An 11,179-nucleotide genomic window follows, 5' to 3' on the forward strand; every position below is an offset into this window, starting at 1 on the left:
GTTCGGAATCCGAAGGACGCTGGCGGTCCCGTCAACCCGCCAGCTTCCTTCCCGGCCTTTCAGCCGCGGGGAACAGCAGCAGCGGCGGCTTCGTTCAGGTCGATGCCGTCCTGGGGGTCGTGGTCGTCCGGAGCCTGGCTGGACGTGTGCGCTTGCGCGTCCTTGTCCTTGTAGTAGCTCTCCAGGCCGGCGGCCGTCCACACGGCGATGTTGTTGATCTCTTCCCAGTCGAGCTGGTCCTTGCCCTGGAAGCGCACGGTCTTCGCCTTCGGCAGGCCGGCCGGCTTGCCCTCGCCGTCCACGAGGATCTGGCCGTCTTCACCGGCGTAGATCGGGGTGAACTTCTCGCCCTTGTCGGCACCTTCGGGCTTGACGCTGATGAACGAACGATCGCGGTCGAACGGCTCGCCGTTGCCGATGCGCTCGCCGGCGCGGATCTGGCTCACGTACACGTCCACCGGACCGTCGCCATGCGACAGCGCGTTGGCTGCCAGCAGGCCGATGACGGTGCGGCCGAGTGCCTGGTCGAGACGGATCTTGACGCTCTCGCCGTCGGTCAGACGCACGGTGGCGATCGGGTAGACCACGGGCGGCTGACCAGGCGCTTCGTACTTGTCGGTGCCGACCTTCACGCTCACGACGCTGCCCGACAGCTGGCGAGCCAGTTCATGCTGGCCTTGCTCGTTCTTGTAGAGGAAACCGGGAACGCGGAATTCCGGGTTCTTCTCGATCTCGGCGGCCGACAGGTGCTTGTTGGTGCGCTCGACCAGCGAGATGAAGATGAGGGACTGGCGGTTGGTGTTTGCCTTGACGATAGCCATTTGTTCAGCTCCTAGAAATTGAGAACAAAGATGAGACCGCACACGTTTTTGATGTTCGCGAGGCTTGTGCGGCCTCATCTTTGGCCACGCGAACACGTTTGGGGATGGAGCGCGCCCTATCCGCGCGGCGCCTCCGCCATCGGCTCTTCCGCGAACTGGTCCGCGGTTTGCGCGTCGACGTCGGGCTGGGCCGGCGCGACGAGCGGGAAGTGGGTGTCGATGTAGCGCTCCATCTCTTCCTTGATGGGCTTGTCGATCTTGAAGACGTGCTGCTCAGCCATGTAGGCATCGAGGTCGAGGCCAAAGGATTCGGCGTGCTCAGCGAGCTTGTCGGCATCGATCTTGTCGGCCTTGAACTGCTTGAGGTCCACGCCCAGCGACTTCAGGTGCCGCGCCATGGCGGCCGAGTCGTAGCCATCCTTCTTGGTGACCATCGCGAGTTGCTCGGGCTGCAGTTCGGCCTGGAGCTTCTCGGTGTCGATCTTCAGGTTCGCGGTGAGGGCGCCGGCGCCCGGCAGAACAACCTTGCAGCCGTCGAGCTTGCGGCCATCGAGGCCGACCAGCAGTTCACCGCGCAGTTCCTGCGCGCGCGCATCGGCGGCCTTGGCGAGTGCCGAGACATTGGCCAGGCGCTCGGCCAAGTCGACATGCTTGGCCACGAAGCCTTCCGAGTCGGCGAGGACAGGCGTGCGCACATAGGGCGGCACCTGCTTCGTCATGACGCAGTTCCAGGCCCAGTTGCCGGCCTCGCGCACCAGGTGCTTGAGTTCTTCGCCGACCTCGACCACATCGTCCTTCAGACGCCAGCCGGCCCAGTCGAACTGGCTCAGCATCAGCCCGTGGATCTCGACGCCGTTCTCTTCGCAGAGGATCGCGCCCTGCGCGAGCTGGCAGCCGTACTGGAAATGGATCTCGGCGTCATCCTCGACCTTGCTCGGGGCCTTGTAGTCGATCAGCCAGCGCGACATCGGGCGCTCGGCAGCCATCGGACGGGTCGCGGCGAGCACCTTCGACGGCAGCATCGCCACCTCGTCGGGGCTGTAGCGCATCCACGGCAGCGAGCCTTGGGCCTTGGTCAGGGTTCCGAAGGCCACCAGATCGCGGTGGGCGCCGTACTTCTTGTAGAACTTGCGCGAGTGCGGTTCCTCGTTCTCGTGACCGCGAGTCATGTGCTCGTTGGTCTCGTCGGGAATCTTGCGCATCAGCTTCCCCAGCACGATGTCGTGAGCGCTGGCCATGTGGTCGGCACGAACGCCGTGCTGGTTGCGGACCAGGACGCCGATCTCCGAGCCTCCGAAGCCGTTCAGGCGGATGGCGTGCCAGACGGCTTGCTCGCCATGGAGCTCGACGACGCGGCCGATCCACTGGCGGGCGTCCGAGATTTCGATCAGGTCACGCTGCGGGAGCGCATCCACGAGCGACCACACCTTCTTGGTGATCTCTGCCTTGTCGTCGGCGGTCAGCTGGCGGTCCAGTTCTTCCATCTCGTTCAGGTCCTCAATCGGTTGCGTGACATTCAGCATCACAGTGTTTCTTGCCGTTTTGTTGTTCGTGAGGATACTTCGATGCGAGCTATTTTCTTTTTTTGTTTTCCCTTTTGAATTTCGTTGCGACGCTGCAACTCTGCGCACACCTCAGAGGAAATATGCGGATGCGTTCATCAGAAAGGTCTCCGCGACAAGGAAGAAGAGTCACGGAAACCGGTTTCTGTTCCAGCAAAGGAGCGGCAGTTCGCGCCGTACAGTCCTAGGATCGCGCCTCAGCAAAAAGAGAATCAGTGAACGCTTCCATCTTTGGCGATCTGGGAGCTCCAGTTTCGCCAGCCACCAATCAGCCTTCAGCGCCCCCTCTCCGTCGAGCCCTTGCCCGATCGGAGTGCCCCTCGGCCATCGCGTATGCGACGTTCCCCTCTCCTACGACCGTGTCGGGCTCACCCGTCGCCGAACCGAATGCGCGCGAGGAGCACATCCAGCGCAGCATGATGAATCGCTATATGGGCGAGTCCATCAACCGAGTTCCCCTTGGCGTACTCCTGTGCCTGGTGATGACCTGGATTTGCTGGCGACACATCCCGGCCGACGAGGTGTTGATGTGGGCAAGCGTCGTGCTCACCGGCAACTTCATACGCACGCTGGCCGAATCAAACTACGCCCGCAAGCTCCGCGATGCGCCTTGTGATGTTCAAGCGGAATTCATGCGGCGAATCACGCCGATCTACCTGGTTCTCGCCGCCGGATGGGGAAGTTCACCTTTGCTCTTCTACGATCGGATGAGCGAGGTCGGCGAGTTTGCTTGCTGGTCAATCCTGGCTGGGATGATGTACGTCCCTCTTCCGCGGTTAGCCCTCGTCCCCAGACTCAGCCGACTCTTCACGAGCGTGTTCTTCGGGACTGCCGTGTTCTGCATCATTTTTACCGCCTGGCGGTCTGGCCCTGAAAAGCATGCGTTGCTTTGGTTCATTCCCCTCGCCCTCCTGCAATGGAGCTTGACGCGGCGTATGACGAGCGACACGCATCGGACCCAGCGCGACCACTATGGAATGGTCTTCGACCTCGCCGCGCAGAAGCAGGAGGCCCTTGAGGCAGTCCAAACCAAGAACCGCTTTCTGGCCGCGGCAACCCACGACATGCGGCAGCCGGTGATCGCCCTGTCGCTGTATGCAGAGTACCTCGAGGCAGATCCGGATAGCTACCGCGAGCTGGCGCCGAAGATCACCAGGGCGACCACTGCAGTCAACAACCTCTTCAGCTCGCTGTTCGACCTGTCCAAATTCGACGCTGGCGAGGTTCACCTGGCGGTGGAGGAGGCCCGAATCTCCGAACTCATCGAAAGCCTCGCCACCATCGCAGGCGTGCATGCAAAGGCGAAGGGCATAGACCTGCGTGTCCGCGTGACAGGAGATCCGCTCCTGCAGACGGACACCATGCGCCTGCGCCGCATGATCGGCCACGTGGTTTCCAACGCGATCAAGTACAGCCATCCAGGCACCAAGATCCTCCTGACCGCCCGCGCGCGGGGCGGCAAGGTGCGGGTCGAGGTGTGGGATCAAGGGATAGGCATCCCCGCGAGCAAGATCAAGAACGTCTTCGATGAGTTCTACCGGGCTGAAGCCGCCGCCGAACTTGCCCCGGATGGCATGGGCATTGGCCTTTCGCTCGTGACACGCCTGGCCGCCGTGCTAAACACCCGACTGACCATCGCTTCAGTCGAAGGGCGCGGCACGCGGGTGACGATGGATATCGAGGATGTTGACACGGATCCGGAGAAGCGCCGGCTCGATCTCGCCTTGGGTTGAGCGTGCAGGCCTGGCTCGAGATCGTCCGCACTCCGAAGCCTCAAGTCACGCCTTCGGTCGACTGAACTTCTCGGGCAATGCTTGCAGCGGCACGATGTTGACCCACTCCTCCTCGAAGAGATCTCGATTGACGGTTCGTCGATACACCTCTGGGAAGAGCTGGCGCGCGAAGGCTTGAAGCATCCATTTGCGGTGCTCCGGTGAGCGCGCCGAGAAGAACGTGCCAATGCCCACCTCTGCAATTGTTGGGCTCACGTTTTCGAGATCCTGGGATGAAGCGACGCTGTAGGGCATGGTTTCGAGCCACTCGAGATCGAGCCTCGCCTCTGCCATCTTGGTCTCCACGCTTTTCACCAAGAGGTCGGCCGAAACCCCGAACAGGTACCAGTCCTCCATCGTCACCACCATCGGGTAGACCGGTAGATTGTTTGGCTTCCAATGAGTGTGGCCTGCCAGGGCATCGGCGATGTTCTTGTAGAGCTGAACCACTGCCTTCGCCAGGAAGTCCACCTGCTGGCCAATGGTGGCCGGGTCGACGGCCGACTTTGCCTCTTGCGTCATCCGCTTGGCCTTGCATTCGATGAACAGGTTCGCCTGGTCGTCAGTGAGGATCCAGTCAGCGCCATGCTTCGTCGCTCGCCCCACCTTGTATTCGCGCTCCTCGAGAAGTTCGAAGCGCGGGCTCGGAAAGGTTGCCACCAGCACTTCGCCTATGTACGCCTGAAAGGACTCCCCGAAGGGGTTGTTAAAGCCCTCGGCGGCCGAGATCTCGTAGTACAGCCCTTGACTCACCCTGCTAAGAACGAAGGCCGGAACGGGGCAATGAAGAAGATGAGGTGTATTCGGATTCAAGGCCACCAGAGGCTTCGCTGTTAGTGGATTCCAGGTGTACCTCCAGGTTTCGTCAAACCGCGCGGCACTCCTGACCTGGTCTTGAAGTTCGGCCAGCGGCTGAGATAGTTTGTCGAAGACGATCGCCGACCGAGCGCGCTCAACGCCTATGGGCGAGTAGTCTTGCTGGCTTGATATGTCAAAGCGTTTACGGAGGTGACCAGCTATGGCGAAGCCTACGAGGAACCACTCGCGTGTGGTAACACCGGTCTGCTTCATCAACAGGGCTTCCACGTCGGGCGCTGAAAACACCTTGTAGTAGCGCATGAGGGCATTGAATTCCCGGTTGCGCTGCCAGGCGAATTGAACCTGTCCAGTGGGACTCAGGCTGTTGTAGGCGCTCTCAGGGGACATGTCGTCCGCGGCCATGTTGTCGTCCACTTGCTTGAGCATGTTCGTCAAGCGAACGAGGCCCTGAACGGGCGACAACCTGAGCGTTCCGGCGGGCGAGGCATGAAGCACCAGTTCACGAGAGAGCGCCGCGAGCTCCCATTTGAAGATCTGCTCGTTGATGAACACACGCCGTCGGCCGTCCCAAGTCCAGGCGATGGGGAAGGCACCCTCGTACATCTGAAAGTAGAACCACAGATCTTCAAGGGAGCGCTGCAGGTTGTAGCTGCGTGCCAGGTTTCTAAGCGGCTTGTAGCGAATGAAGTTGTTCAACAGTCGAAGTCTCTATGTGACGTCAGGCGCCGCCTCCCACTAGCCAGCCAGACGACCGCCACCAAGCTTGCGCCGGACGGTATGGGCATCGGGCTGTGACCGCAGCACGAGGGTGTACGGCTAGCGTCGGCCTTCGGGAACGCGTACACGAACACGTTCCGGATAAGTGGCCACGGCGACGTCGAGAATTTCGTGGATCTCAATTTGGTCTCGAACCAGCTCGAGCGCGACTGGCCTTCGCGTCGCAAGTGCGTCGGCTGGCGTTCCAGTCGGAAATGAAGGCCTCGATGTCTGCTCCTTCGGCGCATCGTTGAACCAGATTTGCGGCTCGAATCGGCGGCCCGGTCCATCTTCCTCATGCTCCCAGAGATAGGCGGACGCAGTGGAGCCCGGCGATGCAGGCCTCACGCGAGACGCCCTGGGAAAGAGGACCACGTTGTCACCGAAGCTTGCGCCCGAGGGATCCTTCGCCTGCACGGATGGATAGACGATGCCATCGACCGCTGCGCGCGGATGCGTGGCCAGATAGTCAGCAATGACCTGCGTGATCACGTAGCCTCGATGCTCGTGGTCTGGCATCACGGGTACGACCATGAGCTGCGACAACACGCGCAAGAAGTCCCGGCGCTGCGCCCGATCGATGCTTCGGGGGTCAAAGAGACTCAGCGTGGAGTCGAGCTGGATTCGCGCCAGACTCCGGAGATCGAGAAGCCTCAAGGGGCGAACGATGTCGAAAGCGGCGACGGCGACCTTACTTCCAACGGGCGGGCGCACTTCTGCAATCGCAATCTGAGGGTGAGTCGCGCCGTAAAAGGCGGGCTGACCGCGGGCATTCATCCGGTTGGCCTTGCCGATTCCGGGCGCCGGCGTGCCGAGCAGATCTTCTGGCCTTGAGAGCGCCTCCTGCAACTCGTCGTCGCTCTGAAAGACCCTTGCTCGAAACAGCCTGACAACGGGTGAGCCCGGTCCCGCTTCCGCAACGACGTGCTTCCCGTCCTCCGTTCGGTCCCAAGTGAGCTCCCCGAGGACCTCATCGAGGACTCCCTGAGCTTTCGGGTTGAGATGCCGTGCCTCCTCGAGCAGACTCTCCTCCATTGCGTTCCAGGCCCTACTGACCGGCGCACTCATGTCCCGCTTCCGATCGAACCAGGGATCTTCGTCATCTCCGTACTTCCACTCCGTGGAGTCCCTGTCGAACCAGAGCGATTCAACGCATTCCTTGAGTTCTCCCAGGGCGCCTTCTGGCACCACGTCCAAGCGGCGCAGCGTCTCCTCGAGGTCCGCGCCAGCAGGCGTGCGGTCATAGATCACCACTGCCATCGCTTCGTGTGTGGGCTCGAAGTGTGCATCGATCACACGGTCGCACTCCCAAGCAACTTCGAACAGTGGTGCTGCCGGATTCCCCTGTTCGCAGTACTCACACGGCACACCTGCGTCCACCTTCCCCGCCAACTGCTGGCGCAGAAATGGGTCCTTCAAGCAGCTCATGCAGATGTTGCTCATGGCAGGTTCGTCCGTGTCGTTCCGGAGCATTCTCGTCGAACGCACCGGGGCTACACCCATACACGGTGGGAGCCGACGACAGGCGGGCAGGTTGGGCGCAGGCCCAAGAAAACGGCCCCCGACTCGTCAAAGTCGGAGGCCAAAGGACGCTCTGCCGGCCGCGAGCGGGTTCGCGCCGAGGGGAGACTTGAGTGGGTTGGCGCGGGGGCTACTTCTTGCCCCGCACGCGGAAATCGATGTCGCCCAGCTGCTGGTCGAACGTGAAGCGCTGTCGGTAGAAGCGCGGCCTGGCGGCGATGACGCCCGAGCGCATCTTGCTGCGCAGGCGTCGCAGTGCCCAAAGGATCGTCCGGTTCTTGTACGAGGCGTATCCAAAGATCGCGCACACCGCGAAGGCGATCGCAAGCGTCCACCACGAGAAATAGAACAGCGACAGCACCATCGGTGCGCCGGCCTGCGGCGGCAGCGGCGTGCCGGGGATGCGGTAGGACTTGCCAGTGCGCGGCCAGTAGCTGCTGCTCATGCGGCCTCCGGTTCTGCCATGGCTTCGGTCGTCGTCGCCGCGGCGGGAGTGGCGGCCGGCAGCGAGGTCACCACCGGTCCGGCGCTCGGGTTGAAGCCGCGGTGCGCGCAATATTCGTTGGCCTCGCCGCGCGTCATGGACGACACCTCGACGAAGCTCTCGTAGCTGATCAGCCCGTCGGCGAGCGCCACGAAGGCTTTGGACTCGAAGTCGTTGCCGCGCTCAGCGACGAGCTTGCGCACTTCCTTGCCCCACTGGTGCGTGGGCAGATCCTCGAGGCTGCGCTTCACTTCGCGGTCGAACACGCACCAGGAGCGGAAGGCCATCACCTTCCCGTCGAGACGGCGGGCGAGCTTCTGCGCGATGACCAGGCGGGCCTGCTCGATGAATTCGTTGGCGACGCGGGCATGCTCAACCGGCGGGAAGAGCTGCAGCGTCCGCGAGAGCGCGCGATCGGGCGTCTCTGTGTGCATCGTGGCGTACGCGGCGTGGCCGGTGGCGCCCAGCTCGAAGCCGGCACGAGCGCTGTCCATGTCGCGGATTTCGCCCATCTGAATCACCTGCCCTTTGCGGCGCATCGCGTTGGGACCGACCATGTCCATCGAGCGCAGCTGGGCGCCCACGCCCACCTCGGTCTGGGTGGGCTCGGGCATATGGCCCTGGGCGTAGCCCTTCAGCAGGTATTCCACCGGCTGCTCGTAGGTGAGGATGTGCACCGGGTCATGCCGGCGCTCCTCGAGGCGGTACCGGTGAGAGGCGGCGAGCAGCGTGGACTTTCCCGAGCCAGTAGTACCGACGATCAGCACCATGCCGTAGCGTGGGAACAGGTTCTCCATGAGCTCGGGCTCGAGGCCGAGCTGCGCGCACGTCGGGATTTCCTGCGGCATCGCACGCAACGTGATGTTCACGCCCGAGGGCGTGTTGCCCACCGAGCAGCCCGTGGCATTCAGACGGAAGGAGAGCACCTTGTCGCGGGAGATCACCGCGTCCACGCGCGAGTCGATCGCATTGGCCGCGCCGATCTCGGTCTGCCCGCTCTCATTGAAGAGGAGCGCGAGGATGGTGTTCACCTCTGAGTCGTCCAGGCGGCGAACGGTGACCGAATGCCACATGCGGTTCACTTCGGCCCACACGTAGTCGGTCGAGGAGAACTTGATGTCCGAGACGCCCAGGTCGTAGACGTTGGAAAGGAACTCGTTGAGGTCCTGGCGCCGGATGTTCCCGATCGGCAAGTGGAAGCGCGGGACCGCCTTTTCTGCTGCGTCGAGCACTCTTCGCCTATTCCAGTGGCTTCCAGCGGCTCGAATCCTCGAAGCCCGCCTGGCGCGTGATGCGGAACATCGTGTTGCCGACCGCGATCGTGTTTGGATTCTCGTGGTCGACCATGGTCTGCGCGCTGGCAACGACCGGGATGGTGACCATTCCGCGCTTCCACAGATCGTAGAAGAGGCGCATGCCGAAGTAGGTCTTCTCCAGGTTGGCCACGTTCAGTTCGAAGATCTGCTGCGCCTGCGCGCGGCCAGTGGCCACGGCCTGGGCCACTTCCTTCTTCCAGAACGCCTGCTCGGCGCTGTCGCGCGGCAGAAGACTCTTGACGGTGGACATGTCCGCGGCGTCTTCGCTCGGCAGGCCCAGCAGCAGCCAGTCGCGCCACGTCGGGGCGATCGCCACGAAGCGCGCGGGCTCGTCGATCCTGTAGATCGCGCCCGAAACACGCATGGTGGTCGCCTCGAGCGAGATCGCGTCGCGGCTTTCCATGATGACAGGAGGCAGCACGCCCGGCCCCATCATCAGGCCGCCGAAGTCGAAGCGCTTGTCGAGCTCCCGATCGCGCTTGGCAACCTCCGCCGAGATCTCGCGGGAGCGCTGCAGCAAGCCCAGGCGCGTGCCCAGGCCGAATGCCGTTTCGCGCAGCGCAGTCTCGCGCACCATGCTCAGGCGGCTCTCCGACTCGGTCGCGCCTTGCGCATTCATGAGCGAGTCGACCGACAGCGATTGGGTCTGCGCGGAGGCGACTTGTGCGGCGGCCAGCGCCACCACGGCGAGGGCGATCCGCGCGGCCTTGGTGAAATGGGTCCTGGTCATGAGGCTCTGGGGATCAGAAGGCGCGGTAGCGGATCTCGACGCCCGAAGGCAGCAGCACCAGGTCGGCGCGCTGGCCGAGCTGGTAGCCGATGTCGCGCATCACCTCGTCGACCGGGACGCCCAGGGCATGCACCTGCACATACAAGGGAAGCCGGGGCGTCGGGCCGGTGACGGACACCTTCTGACCCGTGACGGGCTCGAGGTTCTTCAGGAGGTCGTTCGCGTCGCCGCGCCAGGTCACCCAGAGCTTGCCTTCGGCCAGGCGTGGAGCCGGCGCCTTGGCGTCGGCGCTACCGGTGAAGGCCGCCTGGCTGGCTGATTTCTGGAAGAGGCGGTCGAGTTGGACAGCTACCGGGTCACTCGATGGAGTCGGCGCCGGGGGCGTTGCACAACCGGCAAGTGCAAGGAGCGCTACGGCGACTGCACCAGCGCCGAGGATCCGCGAAATGTGTGTCATATCGGTTTGAATTGGGTCGGCTAGTGCCTTTAGTTCGTGCCGATACTATCTCACGGTGCATATCGAGGCAAGAAACGCTCTATTTTGCGCATGTGCCGCTGCTGGAGTTGTTGAGATTTCGACACGGGTGGGGACGGCCCGGAATGGATCAGCCACCGGCCATATTGACGTCATGCGGCGTAGGGAGGATCCTCGCTCCCCAACTACCGTTCGAGGGGGGCATATGGACGACGACATCCGTGAAGCGCTCAAGGGTCTAAACCAAGACGTAGGGAGGGCCTTGAAAGCTCGTGACCCTTGGCCCTTTAACCAAGACCGCGCGTGCCGTCTGTCGAGGCTCATTCGTGCTGAATGGGACGCTCATCGCCTGACAGCGCTTCAGACCTTTACGGTCGCCTCGATCAAGCTGACGGACCAGTACGGCGCGAGAGCGATGTCGACTGATTTCGACGTGAAACTCGCATTGCTCCGCATAAACGGCGCACGAAACGCAATTGCTCCTCTGACCGCGAGCAACCTACAGGCGTTCTTCAATCTCTCCCTCACGATCGCTGAGTCCGCGGCGAAGCTGCTTGGCTACGGCCTCGTGATTGACGCGTTTGAATACAAAGGAGCCCTCGATGCCATCAAGGAAACGCTCAAGGCCGGTGACAATAAATTTGCCACGCTCGACGAGTCGCTGTTCCTGGCCGAAGCGGCAATGCAGCGAATGCTGTTGATGTCCCTCCTTGCCGAGTTGTGGACGGTCGAGACGCGCTTCAATGGCCCGCCAAGCTTCGCAAACTTTGACCCAGTGACGGCTGCAGAATTGAAGGAACGAGTGGTCGTTCGACTAAGAACTTATCCGTAAATTATGTTGACGTCGGCAGGTACCTTGCGGAAGGCAATGATGGCAGCGGCAAGGTGGTTGAGGGCGACGAAGCTGCGCTCGAGTTTCTCGT

At 62.5% G+C, this 11,179-nt stretch carries 10 protein-coding genes and 1 pseudogene; 2 read left to right on the plus strand and 9 right to left on the minus strand.

The window, feature by feature from the left end; translation table 11 throughout:
• Nucleotides 1–59 precede the first annotated feature (59 nt).
• Together QZH52_RS29400 and QZH52_RS29405 are read right to left on the minus strand one after the other, a co-directional pair.
• Nucleotides 60–821: a hypothetical protein gene (locus QZH52_RS29400; RefSeq protein WP_301814452.1), complete on the minus strand. Its 762-nt coding sequence runs from the start codon at nucleotides 819–821 to the stop codon at nucleotides 60–62.
• A 116-nt stretch (nucleotides 822–937) separates the two neighbouring features.
• On the minus strand, nucleotides 938–2,344 hold the full coding sequence (locus tag QZH52_RS29405) for a hypothetical protein (RefSeq protein WP_301814454.1): 1,407 nt from the start codon (nucleotides 2,342–2,344) through the stop codon (nucleotides 938–940).
• Nucleotides 2,345–2,799: 455 nt separating this feature from the next.
• Between QZH52_RS29405 and QZH52_RS29410 the strand changes: the two genes are divergently transcribed.
• Nucleotides 2,800–4,116 (plus strand): sensor histidine kinase, encoded by a 1,317-nt coding sequence (locus QZH52_RS29410; protein WP_301814456.1) that lies wholly within the window; start codon nucleotides 2,800–2,802, stop codon nucleotides 4,114–4,116.
• Between the two features lie 45 nt (nucleotides 4,117–4,161).
• Here the strand turns inward: QZH52_RS29410 and QZH52_RS29415 are convergent, their stop codons facing one another.
• From QZH52_RS29415 to QZH52_RS29440, 6 genes are all read right to left on the minus strand, one after another.
• A complete protein-coding gene (locus tag QZH52_RS29415) occupies nucleotides 4,162–5,670 on the minus strand; it encodes a hypothetical protein (RefSeq protein ID WP_301814457.1) in 1,509 nt (502 codons plus the stop codon).
• A 120-nt stretch (nucleotides 5,671–5,790) separates the two neighbouring features.
• Nucleotides 5,791–7,173: an RES family NAD+ phosphorylase gene (locus QZH52_RS29420; protein ID WP_301814458.1), complete on the minus strand. Its 1,383-nt coding sequence runs from the start codon at nucleotides 7,171–7,173 to the stop codon at nucleotides 5,791–5,793.
• A 208-nt stretch (nucleotides 7,174–7,381) separates the two neighbouring features.
• Nucleotides 7,382–7,696, minus strand: a complete 315-nt coding sequence (gene icmT / locus QZH52_RS29425; RefSeq protein ID WP_301814460.1) for an IcmT/TraK family protein — start codon at nucleotides 7,694–7,696, stop codon at nucleotides 7,382–7,384.
• Nucleotides 7,693–8,967, minus strand: coding sequence for an ATPase, T2SS/T4P/T4SS family (locus QZH52_RS29430; RefSeq protein ID WP_301814462.1), 1,275 nt, complete (start codon nucleotides 8,965–8,967; stop codon nucleotides 7,693–7,695). The genes icmT and QZH52_RS29430 overlap by 4 nt, the downstream gene beginning before the upstream one ends.
• A 7-nt stretch (nucleotides 8,968–8,974) precedes the next feature.
• Nucleotides 8,975–9,781 carry a type IV secretory system conjugative DNA transfer family protein gene (locus QZH52_RS29435; RefSeq protein ID WP_301814463.1) on the minus strand — a complete coding sequence of 269 codons (807 nt, stop codon included), beginning with the start codon at nucleotides 9,779–9,781 and terminating at the stop codon, nucleotides 8,975–8,977.
• Between the two features lie 13 nt (nucleotides 9,782–9,794).
• Nucleotides 9,795–10,238 carry a DotD/TraH family lipoprotein gene (locus QZH52_RS29440; RefSeq protein ID WP_301814464.1) on the minus strand — a complete coding sequence of 148 codons (444 nt, stop codon included), beginning with the start codon at nucleotides 10,236–10,238 and terminating at the stop codon, nucleotides 9,795–9,797.
• 223 nt (nucleotides 10,239–10,461) lie between these two features.
• On the opposite strand from QZH52_RS29440, the gene QZH52_RS29445 reads away from it, so the two are divergent.
• The gene (locus QZH52_RS29445) at nucleotides 10,462–11,088 is read left to right on the plus strand and encodes a hypothetical protein (RefSeq protein WP_301814466.1); all 627 of its coding nucleotides are present in this window, start codon (nucleotides 10,462–10,464) and stop codon (nucleotides 11,086–11,088) included.
• On the opposite strand, the pseudogene QZH52_RS29450 reads toward QZH52_RS29445, so the two are convergent.
• Nucleotides 11,079–11,179: pseudogene (locus QZH52_RS29450) on the minus strand (IS5/IS1182 family transposase); the annotation flags it as partial. The gene QZH52_RS29445 and the pseudogene QZH52_RS29450 overlap by 10 nt on opposite strands.

It is taken from the genome of Variovorax ginsengisoli, from assembly GCF_030486595.1.
Classification (GTDB): domain Bacteria; phylum Pseudomonadota; class Gammaproteobacteria; order Burkholderiales; family Burkholderiaceae_C; genus Variovorax; species Variovorax ginsengisoli_B.